The organism is Luteibacter jiangsuensis (assembly GCF_011742555.1).
Lineage (GTDB): Bacteria > Pseudomonadota > Gammaproteobacteria > Xanthomonadales > Rhodanobacteraceae > Luteibacter > Luteibacter jiangsuensis.
Map to the genome: position 1 here is coordinate 54563 of NZ_JAAQQR010000003.1, position 22679 is coordinate 77241.

The window sequence follows — 22679 nt, forward strand, 5'->3', positions numbered from 1 at the left end:
GTGGGAGCCGCTTCAGCGGCGATCCCGCGGCAGCGGGCACGCTTGACGCTAGCACCCATCACCGCTGAAGCGGCTCCCACAGAAGGCCGATTGTCGCTAACGCATCAATCCTGCGGGCCGGGCGCGATGACTTCGCGCTGGCCGTTGATGCCCATCGACGACACGAGGCCGGCGGCTTCCATGGCTTCCACGAGGCGCGCCGCGCGGTTGTAGCCGATGCGGAACTGGCGCTGCACGAACGAGATCGATGCGCGGCGCGAGCGCAATACGAATGCGGCGGCTTCGTCGTAGAGCGGATCCAGTTCCGCGTCTATGCTTTCGTCGCCGGGCTCGCCGTCGGCGGCTTCGCTGGCGGGGCCGGCAAGGATCTCGTCCTTGTAGTCCGGCTCGCCGAACTGCTTGAGCCACGCCACGATGCGGTGTACTTCCTCGTCGGCCACGAAGGCGCCGTGGATGCGCTGCGGGTAACCCGTGCCGGGCGGCAGGAACAGCATGTCGCCCTGGCCTAGCAGGCTTTCCGCGCCCATCTGGTCGAGGATCGTGCGCGAGTCGATTTTCGACGACACCTGGAAAGCGACACGCGTGGGGATGTTCGCCTTGATGAGGCCGGTGATGACGTCGACCGACGGCCGCTGCGTGGCAAGGATGAGGTGGATGCCGGCCGCGCGCGCCTTCTGGGCGAGGCGCGCGATCAGTTCTTCGATCTTCTTGCCCGCGACCATCATGAGGTCGGCCAACTCGTCGATCACCACCACGATCATGGGAAGGGTGTCGAGGTGCTCGGGCACTTCCGGGTGGGCAGGGAACGGATTGAACAGCGGCTTGCCGGCCGCGCGCGCTTCGTGCACTTTCTGGTTGTAGCCGGCCAGGTTGCGCACGCGCAGGTCCGACATCACCTTGTAGCGGTTTTCCATTTCCGCCACGCACCAGTTCAACGCGTTGGCCGCGAGCTTCATGTCGGTGACCACGGGCGCCAGCAGGTGCGGGATGCCTTCGTAGACGGAAAGCTCCAGCATCTTCGGATCGATCATGATCATGCGCACGTCTTCGGGCGTGGCCTTATAAAGCATCGACAGAATCATGGCATTCACCGCCACCGACTTGCCCGAGCCGGTCGTTCCGGCGACGAGCATGTGCGGCGCCTTTGCGAGGTCCGCGACGACCGGCTCGCCGGTGATGCCCTTGCCCATCGCCAGTGTGAGCTGGGAGTCCGATTCCCGGTACTCGGCAGAATCGAGGATCTCCGACAACGCGATCATCTGCCGTTGTTCGTTCGGCAGTTCGAGGCCCATGCACGTCTTGCCGGGAATCGTTTCGACCACGCGAATGGACGTCCGTCCCAGGCCCCGGGCAAGGTCCTTCATCAGCGCCACGATCTGGTTGCCACGGACCCCGACGGCAGGCTCCACTTCGTAGCGCGTGATCACCGGCCCCGCGGATGCGCCGACCACTTGCACCGGCACCTTGAACTCACGAAGGCGCTGCTCGATCAGCTCGCCGGTCTCCGCAAGCTCGCCATCGGAGATCGACAAGGCGTCGTGGCGTGCGGCTGCCAGCAACGACAGGGGAGGCAGGGTCGGCGATTCGCTGCGGCTGCCGCGCAACGGCGCCGCCGTGGCGAGCGTGGCGGTGCGTCGCGGCGGCGCTTCGTCGAGGGTCTCGTCATTCGCCGCAATGGCGAAGCGCGAGACCGGCCGGGGCACCGGCACCTCGGGCGCGGCGAATGCGCTGGCGGGCACCGGCGTGTTCTCTTGGACGACAGGACCACGTTCGTGGACCGGCTCGAGCTGCACGCCGAACGCCTCGTTCTCGGGCGTCGGTCGCCCGGGGACAGTGAGCGCATCGATCGCATCCTCGGCATCGGGATACGCCGGCTGGCGCGCTGTCTGCCGCCCGGCGGACCGAAGCTCCGACGTCGGCAGGCGACTTGTCGCCATGCCGCTTGCCATGGTGTTGGAAGAGGTTTCCACCTTGCGTGGCGCCAGCCACGGTTCGCGAATGACCGTTTCCGCCTGAGTGTGATGTCGCGTCGGCGCGGGCGCGGGCGGTGCTTCGACATGACCGGCCACGTGTCGCGCCGGCCGCGCGGGAGGCACGGCGTCCTTCTTGGCGTCCACCCTCGCCCTTCGCCGCACGGGTGGGCGATCCGCTCGCCGCACGGCGGCGGCCTGGCGGCGGCTCGTGGCACGGGACCCCGTCCGCGCGAGCAGCCCACGTGTTCCCGCGATGGCCAGCGCGCCCAGGGGTTCGAGCATGGCGTTCGCGCGTGCGAGGAACGACGACCATGGCACGCCGAGGTACCAGGGGAGCGCCAACGCAAGAACCGCGACACTGAGCAGCGCCGCGAGAGCGCCGCCCGGGAAGCTCGCCGCCGCGTTGCCGAGCGCACGACACACGACGCCACCCACGGAGGGATCGTCGGTGTAGTGGGAGACGACAAGCCCCTCCAACGTGGCGCTTGCCAGCAGCACCAACACGAATCCCGTCCAGAAGCGGATCGCACCGGGCCCGACCGTGGGCGGCCGGCGGCGGCGGATCAGGGCCGCGGCCACACGCCAGAGCAAGGGGATGAACCAGACCGTGGAAAGTCCGAACGCGCCGAACACGAAGGAAAGCATGCCTAACCGCAAGAATCGAGCGAGTCCGCTAGTTTAGCCGGCATTCGTGCCGAATGACGCACAAATGACGCGTAAGCTGCTGGCAACGCTCGGAGGATGGCATGCCTGTCGAGCGGCGGTCCCGGCGAATCGCTGTGGCCGGGACCGCTTCAACGGGTTACGCCCGGTAGCGCGTCCCCACGTCCTTGCGGGACAGGTTGGGTGCCATGGCAAGGCGCGCCGCCTCGTACGCCTTGTACTGGCCTTCGTCTTCGAGCGGCGGGATGGTCACCACTTCGCCACGGTCGTAGCCGATGAGTGCGGCGTCCACGAGGTCCGCCGTGTCCATGACCATGCCCGGAAGGATGGCGTCCACGTCCTTGCCCGATTTCTCCCAGATCTCGGAACGCGTGGCACCCGGCAGAACGGCCTGCGCGCGCACATTCGTTCCCTGGAGCTTGGAGGCGAGGCCAAGCGTCATGTTGATGAGGTGGGCCTTCGTACCGCTGTAGAGGCCATCCATCATTTCCGGAACCAGCGCCAGCACGGAAGCGATGCTGATGATGCCGCCCTTGTTGCGCGCCACGAAGGCTTTCGCGGCGGCGGCGGCCAGGAGCGTGGGGGCCAGAGTGTTCACCACGATCAGCTGCTCGATCTCCTTGCTGCCGTTCTCCAGGATGCTGCCGTTGAGGGAGATGCCGGCGTTGTTCACGAAGAGGGTGATCTCAGGGTCTTCGGCCAGACGGCGTTCGACGGCGGCGATACCTTCGCGCGAGCCGAGGTCGGCCTGCAGGGTTTCCGCGTGTCGGCCCGTGCGCGCGCCGATGTCCTTCGCCAGGGTTTCGAGGCGATCCAGGCGACGCGCGACCAGGATCAGGTCGTAGCCGCGGTCGGCCAGGCGCCGGGCGTAGACTTCGCCGATGCCGGACGAAGCGCCGGTAATCAATGCCTTACCTTTATTTTCAGTGCTCATGAACGTCGACTCCGTATGGTTAGTTGCAAAACGATAGCTACTACGTTGCCATACGATAGTGACGTCGCTATCATAATGCAATGGACACCGACAAACTTTCTTCCGGCACCTGCGCCATCTCTCGCGGCCTCGCCCTGGTGGGGGACGCCTGGAGTGCGTTGATCCTGCGCGACGCGAGCCTGGGCATGACCCAGTTCGACCAGTTCCGGACGAGCCTCGGCATTGCGCCGAACATCCTGTCGCGTCGATTGAAGGCCCTGACCGAGGCCGGTGTCTTGGAGAAGCGGCGCTACAGCGAGCGCCCGCCGCGCGACGAATACGTGCTGACCCAGGCGGGCCGCGATTTTCTTCCCATCCTCGCCGCCATGGGCGAGTGGGGCCGTCGCTACAACGGCGGCGGACGTGCGCTGTCGCACCTGGTCGACGATCGCACCGGGCAGCCGATCGATGCGGTGGTGGTGGACGGGAATACCGGCAAGCCGCTGCGCGACACGCCGATGCATCTGGTCATGCCGACGGTGTAGTTCGTTCCGGTTGCGGACACGAAGGCCACGCCGAGACGGCGGCAGAAACGACGAAGGCGCCGACAAGCGCGGCGCCGACGCCTATGCTGCGGACGATGCGCCTCAAGCGGGCATCGTCGCCATGTCGATCACGAAGCGGTAGCGCACGTCGTTCTTCAGCAGACGCTCGTAGGTTTCGTTGATCGAGGCCATGTCCACCACCTCGATGTCGGAGACGATACCGTGCTCCGCGCAGAAATCCATCATTTCCTGGGTTTCCGCCAGGCCGCCGATGGCCGAACCCGCAATGTTGCGGCGGGGAAGCATCAGCGCGCCGCCGATCATGCCGTCGATCGGGGTGAGCACGCCCACCAGCACCATCGTGCCATCGAGCCGCAGCAGATTGATGTACGGGTTGAGGTCATGCGACACGGGGATGGTGTTGAGCAGGAAGTCGAAGCTCAACGCCGCGGCCTTCATCGCTTCGGCGTCGGTCGAAACGAGCACCGCGTCCGCACCCAGGCGCTTCGCATCTTCGCCCTTGGAAGCCGATGTCGTGATCATGGTGACGTGCGCACCCATCGCCTTCGCGAACTTCACGCCCATGTGGCCGAGACCACCGAGGCCGATGACGCCCACCTTCTGGCCCGGACCGACCTTCCAGTGACGCAGCGGCGAATAGGTGGTGATGCCGGCGCACAGCAGCGGTGCGGTGGCCTTGAGGTCGAGCTTTTCGGAGATCTTCACGGCGAAGCGCTCCTGCACCACGATGTCGGTGGAGTAGCCGCCATAGGTGGGCGTGGTCTTGTCCTGCTCGGTGCCGTTGTACGTAAAGCTGGTATGCGTGAGGCAGTACTGCTCGAGGTCGCGCTTGCACGACTCGCATTCGCGGCAGGAGTCCACCATGCAACCTACGCCGGCGTAATCGCCCACCTTGAACTTGGTGACGCCAGTGCCGACGGCCTTCACCCGGCCGACGATCTCGTGGCCCGGCACCATCGGGAAGATGCCCGGGCCCCAGTCGTCCCGCGCCTGGTGCAGGTCGGAATGACAGACGCCGCTGTAGAGAATTTCGATGTGGATGTCGTTCGGGCCCACGTCGCGGCGCGGCACCTTGAAGGGAGCGAGGGGCGCGTTGGCCTGGGGGGCGGCGAATCCGCGAACTTCGAACATGGGAGTCATCCTTATCTTGGGTGGCTTGAGGCCGCTCACGATAATGGTTCAACAATCTCTTGCGCCAACGGGAATTTCTCGATGAATCGTTGAGTTATCCTTGATAATCATGCGCCCCGACAACCTCTCGCACCTTGCCGCCTTCGCCGCCGTGGCCCGCCATGCCAGCTTCCGCAAAGCGGGCGCCGAGCTGACCCTGACCACCTCGGCCATCAGCTATGCCATCCGCAGCCTGGAAGAGCGGCTCGGCGTAGTGCTGTTCCATCGCACCACGCGCAGCGTCTCGCTGACCGAAGCCGGACAGCGCCTGCTGGAACGTCTCGAACCGGCGCTGGCCGACGTGGGCGAGGCGCTGGAGGAAATGAACAACTTCCGCGCCACCCCGGCCGGGACGCTGCGGATCAACATGCCGCGAGTCACCGCACAGCTGCTGCTGCCGGGCCTGCTGCCGCGTTTCCTCGCGTTGTACCCCGACATCCACTTCGAGGCTGTGGACAACGACGGGCTCATCGATATCGTGGCCCTCGGTTTCGACGCCGGCATCCGCTTCCACGAGCAGGTGCCGGAGGACATGATCGCCGTGCCGATGGGCGGCCAGCAGCGCGGCGCGTGCGTGGCATCGCCCGATTACATCGCAAGGCACGGCGTTCCGGAGCACCCGAACGACCTCTTCCAGCACGACTGCATCCGCTTCCGCTTTCCCAGCGGGCGTCTCTATAAGTGGGAGTTCGAACAGGGGTCGAAGAAACTCGAACTGGACGTGCGCGGCCGCGTCACCTTCGGCGACCTGCGCCTCGCACTCGACGCCGCGGTCGCCGGCATCGGCTTCACGCTCGTGCTCGACGAACAGGTAACCGAGCTTGTGGAGCAAGGCAGACTGGTGAAGGTGCTGGAAGACTGGTGCCCGCCCTATCCGGGTTTCATGCTCTATTACCCTCGCCAACGGCGCATCACCTCGGCGCTGCGGGCCTTCATCGAATTCGTGCGCGAGGAGCGATAGGCCGGCGATAACGGAGCCGGCCATGCGGGAACCTGCTTTGTGTGTGGGAGCCGGCATTGCCGGCGATCCCGCGGCAGCGGGCAACCTTGCCGCGAGCACCCATCGCCGCTGAAGCGGCTCCCACACAAAGCCCAGGATCCCTCACATTCCGGGGCGAGAACCTTCCGTCGGGCATGGCCTCGGAGAGCACCCGGGCGTATCCTAGCCGCTTGCTGCGACGCATCACAGCGTTGCGCCCCAACGTCCCCGAGTGCCGCCATGACCTCTTCCCCTCCCGTGCCCGACGCGGGCACGCCCCCCGTTCGCGCTCCCCACGTCGGCCTGGTGATCCTGGCGCTGGCCGTCGGGGGCTTCGCCATCGGCACCACCGAGTTCGCTTCCATGAGCATGCTGCCCCTGTTCGCACAGGGTCTCGGCATCGATGCGCCCACGGCAGGTCACGTGATCAGCGCCTATGCACTGGGCGTGGTCGTCGGCGCGCCGATCATGACGGTATTGGGCGCTCGCGTGCCGCGTCGCCGGCTGTTGCTCATGCTCATGGCGATGTTCACGGTGTTCAATGGCCTCACCGGCTTGTCGCCGAGCTACCACTGGATGCTGGTGTTCCGCTTCCTGGCCGGACTGCCGCACGGTGCATATTTCGGTGTCGCCGCCTTGGTCGCTTCGTCGCTGGTACCGGCGAACCGGCGCACGCGGGCGATAGGCCAGATGTTCCTCGGGCTCACCATCGCCACCGTGGTCGGCGTTCCTCTCGCGAGCTGGCTCGGACAGGCCGTAGGCTGGCGTTGGGCCTTCGCGCTGGTGGCGCTGCTCGGCATCGCCACGATGTCCGCCGTCGCGGCGTTCGCGCCCGAAGTGCCTGCCGATACAGACGCGAGCCCATTGCGCGAACTCGGTGCACTGAAGCGTCCGCAGGTGTGGCTCACGCTGGGCATCGGCGCCATCGGTTTCGGCGGTCTGTTCGCGGTGTACACCTATCTCGCCGATATGCTGCTCTCGGTGACGCACATGCCGCTCAGCGCGGTGCCGTGGGTCATCGGCGTCTTCGGCATCGGTCTCACCGCGGGCAACATGATCGTACCCGTGTTCGCGGATCGCGCGCTCATGCGCACAGCTGGCGTGTTGCTCGTATGGAGCATGGCGATGCTGGCGGCCGTGCCGTTCACCGCAGGCAACGTGTGGACGCTGGGCTTGAATGTCTTCCTCATCGGCGTCGGTGGTGCGCTCGCTACCGTGCTGCAGACGAGGCTGATGGACGTGGCCGGCGATGCGCAGGGGCTCGCCGCTGCGTTGAACCATTCGGCGTTCAACACGGCGAATGCGCTCGGGCCGTTTCTCGGCGGGCTGGCCATTGCGCATGGTTACGGCTGGACGTCGCCGGGCTGGGTGGGGAGCGCCCTCGCGCTGTGCGGTCTGGGCATCTGGGCGGTGTCGGTTAGTTCAGGCCGCGAGCAGAGAGTGGCCGCCGAGTCGTATTAAGGAACGTCACTTCCGATACAGAAGCGGCTCCCCGGGCGTGTAGATCAGCCGCGAGCTTGGGCGCGAGGGGATGAAGCTGAGTGCTCAGTTGGAAAGCTTGTTCAAGCTCAAACCTCCAAAATCGTCTCCAGTCAGTCTGTGTCTTGCTGCTTGGAAGCGGGGAGTTTCCCTGCCTGTATTACGAGCTTCCTCTCTTCGGTCTTCACGCGACGCTCTAGCTTCTTAATGTCTTCTTCGGCGGGAAGTCGCTCAGGCTGGATGCCGCGCTGGCCGAGCATGTCGCGCACACTGCTGTTGTTCTGCTCGTGCTCGCGGGTGATCAACGATTCGCCATGCAGCCGGTCCTGCGTGACGTTATGGTTGGTCATTTCGGTCGCAAGATTCTTGGCCGCTATGGTCAGCGTGGGCAGGAAGTCGGCCAGTGGGCGGGTCTGGGTGATGCCATAGCGATCTTTCATCATCTGGGTGGTGTGGCCGCCGAACAGTGCGGCATCGCCCTTGGAGCGGATACGGCCAAATCCCTTATCGTCCACGCCACGCTCGTAGAGTTTCTGCGATAGAGTCTTTTCCGATTCTCGCAGGCGCTCTCGGGCGTCCAGACGGGCCTGCAGGCGCATGCGGTCTTCGATCACTTCCTGCTTGCGCGTCTGGATCGCGAAGTAGCTCTGGGCGAAAGCGATAGCCTGCTTTCGCGGGTCGCCGTTCTGGGCGACGAGATAGCAGGCATAGCGGGTGAGCATGAAGTCTTCGACCGGGCGTTGACCTCCCTTGCCGATCTCGATCATTTTCGTGACGCCACGAAAATGATCCGCTTGTTCATAACCCGTTGTTCTGCAAGACTCTATGGCACGCTCGATGGCAGTCTTGAAGTTCTCCCAGCGTACATAGCCAAGGGGCTCCATCAGGTCACGGGCGAACCAGAAAGTCACGCCTTCTTCGGGGATGGTCTGACTCAAACCATCGAAATGGCTTTTCAGCAGCTGGATGTCATGGGATTCCATTCGGCTTCTCCGAGTGTCAGGCGATCTTCCATCGCGCCGCGGATGCTAGACGACGGATGGTCACGAAGGGCGTTGTTCAGGTCTCTCGTCTCTATCTCTCGCGCTCGATTATAGAGTCTTCAACAGGTGGCGATTGAGTGCCTCGGCTCGACCAAGTGGCTCGGAAGTCCTTGGATTCATCTCACTTCCCGATACAAAACGAACTGAAGATCGCACCCAGCAAATCGTCGGACGAGTAGGCGCCGGTAATTTCCCCTAGCGCCTGCTGCGCCTGGCGCAGTTCCTCGGCGGCCAGTTCGCCCGCATGGCTGTCGTGCAATGCATCCGCCGTTCGCGCGAGATGATCGCGCACGACCTCGAGCGCCACCACGTGGCGTCGCCGCGCGCTGAAGGCGCCTTCGCCTGCGCCGGCCGTGGCCAGGTCACGGAGCAGGGCGCGAAGCGCATCGAGGCCTTCGCCAGTGCGCGCCGAGAGCCACAGCGTCTCGTGATTTTCGCGGGTCTCGCGATGAGCGGCTTTGTCGGCAAGGTCGATCTTGTTGATGACGACGATGCGCGTGGCATGTGCCGGCGTGCCGTCGAAGAAAGCGAGGTCGCTGTCGGCGTGGTCGGTGTCGGTGACGAGGAGGGCGACATCGCAGCGCTCGAGTTGCGCGCGTGCGCGGCGGATACCTTCGCGTTCCACGATGTCTTCGGACTCGCGCAGCCCCGCGGTATCCGCCAGTTCGAGCGTGGCGCCGTCGATGGTGACGGATTCGCGCAGCACGTCGCGCGTGGTGCCGGGAATATCGGTGACGATGGCGCGTTCCTGCCCCGCCAGCGCGTTCAGCAGGCTGGACTTGCCGGCATTCGGACGGCCGACGATCGCCACGGCAATGCCGTCGTTCAAGCGCACGCCGCGACGCGTTTCCACCAGCAATGCATCCAGGTGCGCGCGTAGCGCGGCAAGCTTCTCGCCGATGACGGGATCGGCGAGGAAGTCGATTTCCTCTTCCGGGAAATCGATGGCGGCCTCGATGTGCACGCGCAAGCCGATCAGTTCGGCAAGCAGCGATTCCACGCGCGCGGAGAACACGCCTTCCATGGAGCGCAGCGCGGCACGCGCACCGGCTTCGGAGGTGGCGGCGACCACGTCGGCCACCGCTTCCGCCTGGGCGAGGTCCAGCTTGCCGTTGAGGAACGCGCGCTCGGTAAATTCGCCCGGACGGGCGAGGCGGGCACCAAGCGATACAACGCGGCGGAGCAGGGCGTCCAGCAGCACCGTGCTGCCGTGGCCTTGCAGTTCCAGCACGTGTTCGCCGGTGTAGGACGCCGGCGCAGGGAAGTGGAGCAAGATGCCGCGATCGATCAGTTCGCCGTTGCCATCGCGAAACGCGGTGAAGTGCGCATGACGCGGAAGCGGTTCGCGGCCGAGCATCGCGCGCGCGATCTCCGGCACGCGTGGCCCGGACACGCGAACGGCGCCGACACCCGCCGCGCCGGCGCCGGTGGCGATGGCCGCGATGGTGTCGTCGCCGTGGTTCATGCGTTGCCTTCCAAAGCCGGACGGCGCGCCTTGCGACGCGCCGTCCGGTGAATCATGCCGTCTTGGCCTTGAGGTCGGCCTTGTCGACGCTGCGGTTGATCCACCACTGCTGCAGCAGGCTGGTGGCACCGTTCACCGTCCAGTAGAGCACGAGGCCGGCCGGGAAGAAGGCGAAGAACACGCCGAAGATCAGCGGCATCACCTTCATCATCTTGGCCTGGGTCGGATCCATGCCCGCGGTGGGCATCATGCGCTGCGTGAGCAGCGTGACCAGGAAGTAGAGCACCGGTAGCACGTAGAGCGGATCGGGCGCCGACAGGTCGTGGATCCAGCCGACGAACGGCGCCTGGCGCAGCTCGATGGATTCGGAGAGGACGCGCAGCAGGCCGATGAAGATGGGGAAGGTGATGAGGATGGGCAGGCAGCCCGCCATCGGATTCACCTTCTCCTTCTTGTACAGCTCCATCATTGCCTGCTGCATCTTCATGCGGTCGTCGCCGTAGCGCTCCTTGAGCGCGGCGACACGCGGCTGCAGCTTGCGCATGCGCGCGCCGGAACGGAACTGCGCATCGGTGAGCTTGAACAGCGCGGCCTTGATGAGCAGCACGAGCAGGATGATGGCCACGCCCCAGTTGCCGCTGATGGCGTGCAGCTTCGACAGCAGCCAGTGCAGGGGCTGGGCGATGATCGTCAGCCAGCCGTAATTGCTGGTGAGTTCGAGGCCCGGCGCGATGACGTCGAGCGTGCCCTGCAGCTTGGGACCGACATAGAGGCGTGCGACGCTATCGGCGCTCTGGCCGGGCGCCACCTGGATGGCGGGGCCAAAGGCGCGCACGAGATAACGCGGGGTGGCGGAGTTGGGATCGACGATATTGCTGCTGTACGTCACACCCTGGTCGGCCGGCGGAATCCAGGCGACGAAGAAGTAGTGCTGCAGCATGCTGATCCAGCCGCCGGTGATCTGGCGGTTGAGCGGCTTCTTCGCGAAGTCGTCGAAATGCAGCGATTCGAACTTGTTGTCGGGGCTGTACCACGCCGCACCGAAGAAGCTGTGCTGCTCGGGATCGGTATAGGCCTTGAGCCAGCTGGCCTTGGGTGCCGGCACGCGTTGCAGCTGCTCGTACGCGTTGCCCGTCCAGGCCGCGGCCGAACCGTTCTCGATGCGCTGATCGAGATCGACCACATAGTTGGTGCGGTTGAGCGTGTAACGCTTCACCACCTTCACGCCGGACGGGTCGGTCCATGTGAGGTCGATGCTGGCCGTCTTCTGGCCATCGGCCAGCGTGACGTTGGTCTGGTCGGCGTGGAAGAGGGCGCGATGATCGGGCGCGGCACCGGTGCTGCTGACGAGGCCATTCTGGGCCGCGAAGAAATGCGCGGGGTCGTCGTTGAGCAGGCGGGCCGGCGGCGGATTCGGATCCTTCTTCGTCACCGGGTCGCGCGGGTAGGCCAGCAGTTCGGAACGTACGATGCTGCCGCCGCGGGTATCGATCGTCAGGCGCAGCACGTCGTTCGACAGCGTGACCAGTTCTCCCTTGCCGTCGGCGGGCGCTGCCGTCTCGTTCGGCACGGCGGCCGGTGCGGTGGAACCTGGGACGCTGTTGTCGGCGTTCGCCTTGCCGGCGCCTGCGGCTGCGTCGGTCTGTGCGGCGGGCGTCGGTGCGACCGGCTGCGGGCCGTAGTCCTTCTCCCATTCCGTCCACAGCAAGTACGCCACGAACATGAGCGCGAAGAAGAGGAGCGTGCGCGTTTGATTCATTGCTTAGGCCAGATCCGAAGGGAGCCACGGCCTGCTGGCCGGGAAAGGCGGGAAGAACGGTGAGGTCAACGCACGATTGTGCCGTCGGCACCCTCGCGCTTCAACGGCCGGATACGGCGGAACAGACCGTCGAGCTCGGCCAGCAGGACCGAGCCCGGCTCGCCAACGGCGCTGTCGCGGGCCATGACGAGGATGTCGACCGGCGGCAGCGCAGGGCGCGCGCGACGAAAGGCCTCGCGGGCGAGGCGCTTGATCCGGTTGCGATCCACCGCGCGCTTGGAACACCGCTTGGAGATGGCCAGGCCGAGCCGGGCGGTGCCGGCGTCGTTGTTTCCGAAGCGCAAAAGAAAACAGCGGCCGCCGAGGCGACCGCTGACTGTTCGCAATGCGGCGAAGTCGGCGGCGCGGCGTAGCCGCGCATCGCGCGGCAAGGCGGCGGCGCGCACGACAGGCGAGCCGCTTACGGGATCAGGCGCTTGCGACCCTTCGCACGACGGGCGTTGAGGATCTTGCGGCCGTCGGCGGTGGCCATGCGGGCGCGGAAGCCGTGCGTGCGGGCACGCTTGAGCTTGCTGGGCTGGAAAGTACGCTTCATGGCGCTACATCCGGATGAAGATGGAAAAAGGCCCGAGAGTATGCGTGACATTCCGTAGGACTGTCAACCGCTTGGGCGAAGGACGACATGCAGGCCTTGCGATGGCCGGAGCCCGAGGCGGGGGCGGAACACTGGTAGACTTCGTCGTCCACCCCGCGCGCACGCGCCCTAAGCTGTGGCAAGAATACCTGATGAGTGATCTCTGGAGGCGCTGTCTCGAGCGTCTTGAAGGCGAGTTGACGTCCGAGGACGTCCATACCTGGCTGATGCCGCTGCAAGCCAGGGAGGACGGGCACGGGCTGTTCCTCTACGCGCCGAACCCCTATTCGCTGGACACCGTGCGCGAGCAGTACCTGGACAAGATCCAGTCGATCGTCGAACACCTGAGCGGCCGCGCCCTGCCCGTTCGCCTGGAGGTCGGCTCGTCCGGCACCCGCGCGATGCCGGGCCGCCCGGCGTCGTCCATCGCGCCCACGCCGTCCCAGGCGGCGCCGCGCATGGCAGAGCCCGCGCACGAGCCACCGCACGTGCACAACCTCGACCCGCACTACACGTTCGAAACCTTCGTCGAAGGCAAGTCGAACCAGCTGGGCAAGGCCGCGGCCATGCAAGTGGCCATGAACCCGGGGCGCGCGTACAACCCGCTGCTGCTCTACGGCGGCACCGGCCTCGGCAAGACCCATCTCATGCATGCCGCCGGCAACATGCTCATGCAGAACAATCCGGGCGCGAAGGTGCTTTACCTTCGTTCGGAACAGTTCGTCAGCGGCATGGTGAAGGCGCTGCAGCAGAAGAACATGGACGACTTCAAGCGCCGCTTCCGTTCGGTGGACGCGCTGCTGATCGACGACATCCAGTTCTTCGCCGGCAAGGACACGACGCAGGAGGAGTTCTTCCATACCTTCAATGCGCTGTTCGAGGCGAAGCAGCAGATCATCCTCACCTGCGACCGCTATCCGAAGGAACTGGACAAGCTCGAGCCGCGCCTGAAATCGCGCCTGGGCTGGGGCCTGTCGGTGGCCATCGAGCCGCCCGATTTCGAGACGCGCGCCGCCATCCTGCTCTCCAAGGCGGCGGAGAAGGAGATGGAAGTGTCCGAGGACGTGGCGATGTTGCTGGCCAAGCGCATCCGCAGCAACGTGCGCGACCTGGAAGGCGCCCTCAACACGCTGGCGGCCCGCGCCAACTTCTATCGCAAGCCGATCACCACCGACTTCGCCGAAGAAACCCTGCGCGACCTGCTCAACACCCACGCGCAGGCCGTCACGGTGCCGAACATCCAGAAGACCGTGGCCGATTACTACCAGGTGCGTCTGTCCGACCTGCTCTCCAAGCGCCGTGTGCGCTCGCTGGCGCGTCCCCGGCAGGTGGCCATGGCCCTGTCCAAGGAACTGACCGAGCACAGCCTCCCAGAGATCGGAGAGGCGTTCGGCGGGCGCGATCACACGACGGTGCTGCACGCCTGCCGCACGATCCGCGGTTTCTGCGAGAAAGATGTACGCATGCGCCAGGACTGGGAGCAGCTCATACGTATATTGACGGGCTGAGAAGCTGTGGATAATAGGTGGATGGACGGAGGACGGTTTCGATGCCCAAAGTTATCCACAAGGCACCCACACGAAACCGCGTGTTGAAGCCAGTCGATATCTTGAATCAAGTTTTTGAATCCTAAGTGGTTTTCTGGCTTTTCAAGATATCCACCGGCCTAACAACTACCACCAATAAAATCTTAAAAACTTAAAAGCAGGAGTAGGGGACGCATGCAATTCAGCATCCAGAGGGAAGTACTGCTCAAACCCCTGCAGCAGGTGGTGGGCGTCGTGGAACGCCGCCAGACGCTGCCCGTGCTGGCCAACCTGCTGGTTCGCGCCTCCGGTAGCGAGGTGTCCTTCACCGGTACCGATCTCGAAGTGGAGATGATCGCCACCACCGCCGCCGACGGCGTGCAGGAAGGCGAGATCACCATTCCGGCGCGAAAGCTTTTCGACATCGTTCGTGCACTGCCCGACGGCGCGAAGATCGACATCAAATTGAACGGCGAGCGCATTGCGGTGAATGCCGGCCGCAGCCGCTTCACGCTGGCCACGCTCCCGTCCAGCGAATTCCCCACCGTCGACGAGATCGAACTGGTCGAGCGCGTCACGCTGCCGGAAGAGGTGCTGCGCGATCTCATGGACCGCACCGCCTTCGCCATGGCGAACCAGGACGTGCGCTATTACTTGAACGGCATGCTCCTGGATCTGCAGGAGCACACGCTGCGCTGCGTGGCCACTGACGGTCACCGTCTTGCGCTCAAGGAAACGAAGCTCGAAAGCTCCGTGTCGGCACGCCGCCAGATCATCATTCCGCGTAAGGGCGTGAACGAGCTGATCGGCCTGTTCGAATCGGGTGAGGGGTCCGTCGAACTCGAGTTCGGCCGCAACCATCTGCGTGTACGTCGTGGCGGCGTGGTGTTCACCTCCAAGCTCATTGACGGCCGTTTCCCGGATTACGAGGCCGTGATCCCGCTCGGTGCCGACAAGACGGCCACGATCGAGCGTGACGTGCTGCGCAGCGCGCTGCAGCGCGCGGCCATTCTCTCTAACGAGAAGTACCGTGGCGTGAAGCTGGAACTGACGCCGGGCCGTATCAAGATCGTTGCGCATAATCCGGAGCAGGAAGAGGCCCAGGAAGAGGTGGAAGCCGAAACGGTCGTCGACGATCTGGCCGTGGGTTTCAACGTGGGTTACCTGCTCGACGCCCTGGGTGCCCTGCGTGGCGAGAAGGTACGCATCAATCTTCGTGACGCGCAGTCGAGCTGCCTGCTGCAGGAAGAGGGTAACGACGAGGCCCGTCACGTGGTGATGCCGCTTCGTCTCTGATGCGCCGTAGAAGCGGACTTGTCCGCGACAGCGTTTCGCGCCAGTCTTAACCTCTTGCGCGGTTCGGCCCCAGACGCCGGGATGTCTCCGACACCCCGGCGTCGTCCGTTTTGGATGGAACAAAGGCTGGTATGAAGTTCGAGTCGCTCCGGATCTCTGGATTACGTTGCCTGGATGGGGTGGCTGTGACGCCTGCGGCCGGGATCAATGTATTCGTCGGTCCAAATGGCGCGGGGAAGACCAGCGTTCTGGAGGCGGCTTATCTGCTCTCCCATGGCCGTTCGTTCCGGGCTGGCTCCCGGGATGTGCTTTTGAAGCGTGGGGCTGGCTCGCTTTCGGTCTATGCCGAGGTAAGGAAGGCCGACGGGAGCCTCCGCCGTCTGGGCCTCGGTCGCGAAGGCGGCCGATGGCAGGCGAGGGTGGACGGTGACCCGACTGCCTCCCTCGGAGCCCTGGTGCAGGAATGCGCCGTGGTTTGCTTCGAACCCGGGTCGCACGACCTCATTGCGGGCTCATCCGACGAGCGGCGGCGCTATCTCGACTGGGGCATGTTCCACGTGGAACATGGTTTTGTGGGCCAGTGGCGGCGCTATCAGCGAGCCCTGAAGCAGCGAAACACGCTGCTGCGCCAGGGAGGCTACCCGGACCCATCGCTTCTGGAACCCTGGGAAATGGAGCTTGCCGCTGCGGGGGAGTCCATCACGACCTACCGGCGCGACTATCTTTCCAGAGTGGTCCCCCACATCCAGGGCTTCATGGGAAACGTGCTGCCCGAACTGGGCGCGTTTTCGCTCAGGTATCGGCCTGGCTGGGACGAGAGTTCCGATCTCGCTGCCACGCTGGTCGAACGGAGGCAGCGGGATCTGTCCCGCGGGCACACGACCGTGGGGCCCCACCGGGCCGACTTTTCCGTGGCGTTCGAGCACGCGCCACTACGCGAACATCTTTCCAGGGGACAGGAAAAGCTTTGCGCGCTGGCCTGTTTGCTGGGGCAGGCTTCGCTTCACGCGGAACTGCGTGGCGAGTGGCCGGTTGTCTGCCTCGACGATCTTGCATCCGAGCTCGATCGCACCCATCAAGAGTGGGTGGTGGGGCAACTTCTCGGGCGCGATGTGCAGGTGTTTGTGACCGGCACGGAGGTGCCGTCGGCGCTCGTTGGTCAGCCTGTTGCGTTGTTCCACGTGGAACATGGGTTGGTCGGCCCAGGTTAGGGATGCGGCGGCCCGCGCGTTTGTTCCACGTGGAACAGTAACGGTTTATCTGGGAGAGCCGGCCTCCACGCTGAAGTGACGCATACGCGGACGCCAGCGGCCCCTGCACGCACGATCAGCCTCCCCCCATCCCCCGGCCCCTCCGAGAGCAATCCGGCTCCCGGGCCCCTTACCGGCCGTGCCAGAGAGCCCCCCCCCCAAATTTGCTATAATTTCCCGATTGCCCCGTCGCCCATCTGCGCTGCGCTGGGGCCCCATCACTGGGTATCGCATGAACGAACCTCTCGATCCGACGACGAATTCGACCGCCTACGACTCTGGCAGCATCAAGGTCCTGAAAGGGCTCGATGCCGTCCGTAAGCGCCCCGGCATGTACATCGGCGATACCGACGACGGCACCGGCCTCCACCACATGGTGTTCGAGGTGGTGGACAACGCCATCGACGAAGCCCTGGCCGGCTACTGCGACTACGTCAAGGTCACCATTCACCAGGACGGTTCGGTCGGCGTCGACGACAACGGCCGAGGCATTCCGGTGGACATCCACCCGGAAGAGGGCAAGTCCACCGCCGAGGTGGTGATGACCGTGCTCCACGCCGGCGGCAAGTTCGACGCGAATTCCTACAAGGTGTCCGGCGGCCTGCACGGCGTGGGCGTCTCGGTCGTGAACGCGCTCAGCGAGAAGCTGTGGCTCACGATCTGGCGTGACGGCAAGGAATACCGGCAGGAGTACTCCCACGGCGAGCCGCTGGCTCCCATCGAGGCCGTGGCAGACGCCAATCGCCGCGGCACCCTCGTGCGCTTCCTGCCCAGCCCGGCTACCTTCACCAACAACATCGAGTTCCACTACGACATTCTGGCGAAGCGCCTGCGCGAGCTGGCGTTCCTGAACTCGGGCGTCACCATCGAACTGGTGGACGAGCGGAACGACCGTAAGGACGTCTTCGCCTACGAAGGCGGCATCAAGTCGTTCGTGCAGCACCTGGCCCAGCTGAAGACCGCGCTGCATCCCAACGTGATCAGCTTCAGCTCGTTCTCCGAAGGCATCACCGTCGAAGTAGCGATGCAGTGGACGGACGCGTACCAGGAAACGATGTTCTGCTTCACCAACAACATCCCGCAGCGCGACGGCGGTACCCACCTCACGGGCTTCCGCGCGGCGCTTACGCGCACGCTGCAGAGCTACATCGAGAAGGAAGGCCTGGCCAAGAACGCCAAGGTCGGCCTCTCCGGCGACGACATGCGCGAAGGCCTGATCGCCGTCCTCTCGGTGAAGGTGCCTGACCCGAAGTTCTCCTCGCAGACCAAGGACAAGCTGGTTTCCAGCGAGGTGAAGACCGCGGTCGAGCAGGTCGTCAACGACAAGCTCGCCGAGTTCCTGCTCGAGCACCCGGCCGAGAGCAAGGCCATCGCCTCCAAGGCGGTGGACGCCGCCCGCGCGCGCGAGGCGGCCCGCAAGGCGCGCGAGATGACCCGCCGCAAGGGCGCGCTGGACATCGCCGGCCTGCCGGGCAAGCTCGCCGACTGCCAGGAAAAGGATCCGGCGCTTTCCGAACTGTTCCTGGTGGAGGGTGACTCCGCAGGCGGTTCCGCGAAGCAGGGCCGCAACCGCCGCACGCAAGCCGTGCTGCCGTTGAAGGGCAAAATCCTCAACGTGGAAAAGGCCCGCTTCGACAAGATGATTTCCTCCGCCGAGGTCGGCACGCTGATCACCGCGCTGGGCACGGGCATCGGCAAGGAGGAGTACAACCCGGACAAGCTGCGCTACCACCGCATCATCATCATGACCGACGCGGACGTAGACGGCTCGCACATCCGCACGCTGCTGCTCACTTTCTTCTACCGCCAGATGCCGGAGCTCATCGAGCGCGGCCATGTCTACATCGGCCTGCCGCCCCTGTACAAGGTGAAGCAGGGCAAGCAAGAGATGTACATCAAGGACGACAGCGTCCTGAACGAGTACCTTATCGCCAGCGCGGTGGACAACGCCTCGCTGACGCCGGAAGAGGGTGCACCCGCCATCGACGGCGTGGCGCTCGAGAAGCTGCTCCGCGATTACCAGGCGGCGCTCGACCAGATCCAGCGGCTCAGCCATCGATTCGACGTGGCGGCGCTCACCGCCATGATCGAGCACGCACCGCTGGAAGACGGACACTGGGCGGACGCGGCCCGCATGCAGGCCTGGCTCGAAGGTATTGCCACGCGCCTCAGTGCCAGCGGTCTTGGCAAGCCCACGTACGCGCTGCGTTTCCGTCCGGCACTGAACGAGCAGGGCGCCGCTATCGAAGTGGAGCGCATGCAGCACGGCCTGAGCCACACCTGGATCATGCCGCAGGCGTTCTTCGCCGGTACCGAGTTCCGCGCGATCCAGGCGATCGCCCAGCAACTGTCGCAGCTGGGCCTGCAGCCGGGTGCCGTGGTTCGCCGCGGCAATGCCTCGCGCGGCGTGCTCTCGTTCGCCGACGTGCGCAACTGGCTGCTCGACGAAGCCAAGAAGGGCCGCACCATCCAGCGCTTCAAGGGCTTGGGCGAAATGAATCCGGAGCAGCTGTGGGAAACCACGGTGAATCCGGAAACCCGGCGCATGTTGCAGGTGGGCATCGAAGACGCCGTGGCCGCCGATCAGATGTTCTCGATGCTGATGGGCGAGGCCGTGGAGCCGCGCCGCGACTTCATTGAATCGAACGCGCTGAAGGTCGCCAATCTGGACATCTGATTCGTCCTTAAACGAGTGTGTGACATCCCAAACGCCCGGTCGAACGACGACCGGGCGTTTTTTATGCGCTCCGTCACAGTTCCTCGCCGGGTGGATAAAAATGGCGTTTTCAAGGCAACCTTTTACCTACAAATCGGTAAGCGCCAACATTCTCCTAACAAGTCATTGTTTTGACTCTTCTTTTTTCTTGCGCTGCGACTTGTTCTTAGGAATCGAATCGGGTTAACCTCTGTAGTCCCCCGGAGAGCTGCCTTGTGCGGTGACTCCTACAACCGAGGTCATTCAATGAAACAGGGTTCCCTCAGCAAGTTCGCGCTCGCCACGGCCATCGCACTTTCCCTCGTCAGCGGCGCGGCTGTCGCTCGCGACACCAAGTCCCAGGACAAGAAAGAAGCGCTGTATCCGAACGCAACCCGTACGGAACCCAAGCTCGACCTCAAGAGCGAGAAAGACCAGAAGGCCCTGAACGAAGGTCTCGACGCCGCCAACAACGGCGAGAAGGACAAGGCCCTGCAGCTCCTTCAGCCGCTGGCCGACGGTTCGGGCACCAGCAGCAAGTACGCCCAGGCGCTGGCCCTCCAGGGCATCGCCAACATGAAGTACAACGACGGCGACGTTAAGGGCGCCATCGCCACGCTGAAGCAGGCCCTCGACATCGGCGTGATGCCGAACGACACCTACTTCCAGCTGAAGTACATGTACACGCAGTTCCTCGTCGCCGACGAACAGTACGCCGCCGCGCTGCAGTCCCTGCAGGAATGGCGCAACGAAGGCAAGAAGGAAACCGCCGACTCCTACGGCCTCGAAGGCAACATCGACTATCGCCTCGAGAAGTATCCGGAAGCGATCGCCGCGATCACCAAGGCCAAGTCCATGCCGGACGCGAAGCCGCAGGGTTCGTGGGACCAGATCCTCGCCGCCAGCTATGCCGAGACCGGCCAGGGCGACAAGGCTGCCGAGCTCGCGACCGAAGCGCTGCAGAAGAACCCGAACGACGCCACGGCTCTCAACAATGCCGCCTCGTCGCTCATCCAGGCGCAGAAGTATCCGGAAGCCATCCAGCTCCTCGAAAAGGCCCGCAGCGCCGGCGCCTTCAAGGACGAGAAGCAGTACGTGAACCTCGCGAAGGTGTACCTCATCGACGGCCAGGATCACTCCGAGCGCCAGGTGGCGAATGCCGGCAAGGCCGCCGCGGTGCTGAAGGAAGGCTTCGACAAGGGCGTGGTGCAGAAGACGGGCGAGAACTACAACCTGCTCGGCGACTCGTACGTCACGGGCGACGACATGAAGAACGCGCTTGCCGCCTACCAGGAAGCCGCGAAGGTCGCCACGAACGGCGAGCCGGCCCTGAAGGTCGCACGGGTGCAGCTCCAGGAAAACCAGTACGCCGCCGCTGAAAAGTCGGTGACGGATGCCATCAGCAAGGGTGTGCAGCATAAGGGCCAGGCCTACATGCTGCGTGCGGAAGCCAAGCGTGGTCAGAAGAACAAGCAGGGTGCCATCGCGGACATGAAGCTCGCGGCCCAGGACCCTGAAACGTCTGCCAAGGCCAACGCCTGGTTGAAAACCGCAGGTACCGGCAAGTAAGCGCTTGTAAAGACCCGGAAGGGGGGGGTATGAATCGATATAAATCCTCCCTTCAGGTGCTATACAAACGCCATATGCTGGTGTAACTTGCATATCTTTCCGCTTGCAGAAACCTGCGTTTTCGGCATTGTCAAGCCGTCGACGCCGGACGAGCAGTGCGGGCTCACTTCCGCTTGATTAGCTCTTGATAGTGACTGATGGCCTCAAGTAACGAATCAACCGGCCAAGCGCCGTTCAGTTGGGGGCGCACAAGTGCGTTGGCAGTAGCCATCGCGCTGCACTCGTTCGCCTTCCTGCTGCTGGTCGCGCCCATGGCGCCGCCCAAGACGCAGGAAAAGCAGAAAGAGAAGGTCGTGCAGGTCGACTTCATCGAACCGCCGCCGCCTCCCCCGCCTCCCCCGCCGCCGCCGCCGGAACCCCCGAAGCAGCCGCCGCCGAAAATCATTCAGCAGGTGAAGCCGCCGCCGACACCGCCGCCGCCGGCTCCGCCGCCGCCGGCCGTCGAAGAGGCGAGCACGAATGCCGTTCCGGCTCCGCCGCCGGCGCCTCCCGCGCCGCCTGCACCGCCGGCCGACATCGCGCCGAGCGAGAATCTGTCGTACCGTCAGCGCAACCCGCCAAGGTATCCGCCGCAGGCGATCCGTCAGCGGCATGAAGGTACGGTGGTACTTCTGGTCCTCGTGGGTGTCGACGGTTCGCCGAAGGACATCAAGGTCGACCAGTCGAGCGGTTTCCGCGAACTGGACAAGGCAGCGCAGGATGCGGCAAGGAACTGGCGATTCAACCCGGGCAAGCGAGGCGGTCAGGCCGTCGAAGGCTATGCACGTGTCCCCGTTACGTTCAACCTAAACCAGCTGTAAGTTAGTCCTCACACTTACTTACATCTTTAGTTCACGCTTGACTTCCCAAGGGTAGCGTTATGTTGCAAGACACCTCCGCTCAGCCTGCTAATCCAGGTCAAAACTCCAATGCCGACGCCCTCAAGCAGATGGGCTTCGACCACCTGATCCACAACTTCGACTTCCTCGGTTGGATTGTGTTCGTGGTGCTGGTCGCGATGTCCGTGCTCTCGTGGTACTTCATCGTCGCCAACTTCATCCGTAACAGCATGGTGCGTGCTCGCGCCGACAAGGTCATCCAGGGCTTCTGGAACACCTCGTCGACGCAGGAAGCCATTCGTATGCTCGAAGAGCAGCCGAAGGGCGAACCGTTCTCGAAGATCGCTCTCGATGCCGCTTCGGCCGTGGCTCACCACCAGCAGGCTGCTGGCGGTCGTCTCGCCGAGACGCTGTCGCGTTCGGAATTCATCGACCGCGCCCTGCGCCAGGCCGTCGCTCGCGAGAGCCTGCGTCTGGAAGGCGGCCTGACCCTGCTCGCCACGGTCGGTTCGTCGGCCCCGTTCATCGGTCTTCTCGGTACGGTGTGGGGTATCTACCACGCGCTGATCGGTATCGCCGCTTCGGGTTCCGCGTCGATGGACAAGGTGGCCGGCCCCGTCGGTGAGGCGCTGATCATGACCGCGTTCGGTCTGTTCACCGCTATCCCGGCCGTGCTTGCGTACAACTTCTTCATGCGCTCGAACCGCCTCACCTACGCCCAGTTCGACGAATTCGCGCACGACCTGCACGACTTCTTCGCCACGGGCGCCCGCGTCGAAGGCACCGCTCCGGCTGCCGTCGTCAAGAAGTAAGAGGAACTG

Annotated in this window: 18 protein-coding genes; 10 read left to right on the forward strand and 8 right to left on the reverse strand. The window is 64.5% G+C overall.

Features of this window, described 5'->3' with window-relative positions; translation table 11 throughout:
* Positions 1 to 104 precede the first annotated feature (104 nt).
* Positions 105 to 2618 (reverse strand): FtsK/SpoIIIE family DNA translocase, encoded by a 2514-nt coding sequence (locus HBF26_RS07090; protein WP_167124523.1) that lies wholly within the window; start codon positions 2616 to 2618, stop codon positions 105 to 107.
* Between the two features lie 157 nt (positions 2619 to 2775).
* A complete protein-coding gene (locus HBF26_RS07095) occupies positions 2776 to 3570 on the reverse strand; it encodes an SDR family NAD(P)-dependent oxidoreductase (protein WP_167124525.1) in 795 nt (264 codons plus the stop codon).
* Positions 3571 to 3650: 80 nt separating this feature from the next.
* On the opposite strand from HBF26_RS07095, the gene HBF26_RS07100 reads away from it, so the two are divergent.
* Positions 3651 to 4094: a winged helix-turn-helix transcriptional regulator gene (locus HBF26_RS07100; protein WP_167124527.1), complete on the forward strand. Its 444-nt coding sequence runs from the start codon at positions 3651 to 3653 to the stop codon at positions 4092 to 4094.
* A gap of 102 nt (positions 4095 to 4196) precedes the next feature.
* Here HBF26_RS07100 and HBF26_RS07105 read toward each other — a convergent pair whose 3' ends face one another.
* Positions 4197 to 5246, reverse strand: coding sequence for an NAD(P)-dependent alcohol dehydrogenase (locus tag HBF26_RS07105; protein WP_167124529.1), 1050 nt, complete (start codon positions 5244 to 5246; stop codon positions 4197 to 4199).
* A 109-nt stretch (positions 5247 to 5355) separates the two neighbouring features.
* Here HBF26_RS07105 and HBF26_RS07110 point away from each other — a divergent pair, with 109 nt between their 5' ends.
* Both HBF26_RS07110 and HBF26_RS07115 read left to right on the forward strand, forming a co-directional pair.
* Entirely contained in the window at positions 5356 to 6246 is an 891-nt protein-coding gene (locus HBF26_RS07110) for a LysR family transcriptional regulator (protein ID WP_167124531.1), read from the forward strand.
* Between the two features lie 258 nt (positions 6247 to 6504).
* Positions 6505 to 7725 (forward strand): MFS transporter, encoded by a 1221-nt coding sequence (locus HBF26_RS07115; RefSeq protein WP_167124533.1) that lies wholly within the window; start codon positions 6505 to 6507, stop codon positions 7723 to 7725.
* Positions 7726 to 7856: 131 nt separating this feature from the next.
* Here HBF26_RS07115 and dinD read toward each other — a convergent pair whose 3' ends face one another.
* The 5 genes from dinD to rpmH all read right to left on the reverse strand — a co-directional run bounded on the left by dinD (position 7857) and on the right by rpmH (position 12605).
* A complete protein-coding gene (gene dinD, locus HBF26_RS07120) occupies positions 7857 to 8726 on the reverse strand; it encodes a DNA damage-inducible protein D (protein ID WP_167124535.1) in 870 nt (289 codons plus the stop codon).
* A 181-nt stretch (positions 8727 to 8907) separates the two neighbouring features.
* Positions 8908 to 10251 carry a tRNA uridine-5-carboxymethylaminomethyl(34) synthesis GTPase MnmE gene (gene mnmE / locus HBF26_RS07125; RefSeq protein WP_167124537.1) on the reverse strand — a complete coding sequence of 448 codons (1344 nt, stop codon included), beginning with the start codon at positions 10249 to 10251 and terminating at the stop codon, positions 8908 to 8910.
* A gap of 52 nt (positions 10252 to 10303) precedes the next feature.
* Positions 10304 to 12010, reverse strand: a complete 1707-nt coding sequence (gene yidC / locus HBF26_RS07130) for a membrane protein insertase YidC (RefSeq protein WP_167124539.1) — start codon at positions 12008 to 12010, stop codon at positions 10304 to 10306.
* 65 nt (positions 12011 to 12075) lie between these two features.
* A complete protein-coding gene (gene rnpA, locus HBF26_RS07135) occupies positions 12076 to 12456 on the reverse strand; it encodes a ribonuclease P protein component (protein WP_167124541.1) in 381 nt (126 codons plus the stop codon).
* Positions 12457 to 12470: 14 nt separating this feature from the next.
* Entirely contained in the window at positions 12471 to 12605 is a 135-nt protein-coding gene (gene rpmH, locus HBF26_RS07140) for a 50S ribosomal protein L34 (protein WP_008211413.1), read from the reverse strand.
* A gap of 191 nt (positions 12606 to 12796) precedes the next feature.
* Between rpmH and dnaA the strand changes: the two genes are divergently transcribed.
* From dnaA to HBF26_RS07175, 7 genes are all read left to right on the forward strand, one after another.
* Positions 12797 to 14152 carry a chromosomal replication initiator protein DnaA gene (gene dnaA, locus HBF26_RS07145; protein WP_167124543.1) on the forward strand — a complete coding sequence of 452 codons (1356 nt, stop codon included), beginning with the start codon at positions 12797 to 12799 and terminating at the stop codon, positions 14150 to 14152.
* Positions 14153 to 14365: 213 nt separating this feature from the next.
* Entirely contained in the window at positions 14366 to 15466 is a 1101-nt protein-coding gene (dnaN, locus tag HBF26_RS07150) for a DNA polymerase III subunit beta (protein WP_167124545.1), read from the forward strand.
* Positions 15467 to 15597: 131 nt separating this feature from the next.
* Positions 15598 to 16677, forward strand: coding sequence for a DNA replication/repair protein RecF (recF, locus tag HBF26_RS07155; protein WP_167124547.1), 1080 nt, complete (start codon positions 15598 to 15600; stop codon positions 16675 to 16677).
* 271 nt (positions 16678 to 16948) lie between these two features.
* A complete protein-coding gene (gene gyrB / locus HBF26_RS07160; protein ID WP_167124549.1) occupies positions 16949 to 19393 on the forward strand; it encodes a DNA topoisomerase (ATP-hydrolyzing) subunit B in 2445 nt (814 codons plus the stop codon).
* A 285-nt stretch (positions 19394 to 19678) separates the two neighbouring features.
* The gene (locus tag HBF26_RS07165) at positions 19679 to 20980 is read left to right on the forward strand and encodes a tetratricopeptide repeat protein (RefSeq protein ID WP_167124551.1); all 1302 of its coding nucleotides are present in this window, start codon (positions 19679 to 19681) and stop codon (positions 20978 to 20980) included.
* A 197-nt stretch (positions 20981 to 21177) separates the two neighbouring features.
* Complete coding sequence (locus HBF26_RS07170) at positions 21178 to 21840, forward strand: energy transducer TonB (RefSeq protein WP_166700194.1); 663 nt, start codon at positions 21178 to 21180, stop codon at positions 21838 to 21840.
* Between the two features lie 59 nt (positions 21841 to 21899).
* Positions 21900 to 22670, forward strand: coding sequence for a MotA/TolQ/ExbB proton channel family protein (locus tag HBF26_RS07175; protein ID WP_167029502.1), 771 nt, complete (start codon positions 21900 to 21902; stop codon positions 22668 to 22670).
* Positions 22671 to 22679: the final 9 nt, after the last annotated feature.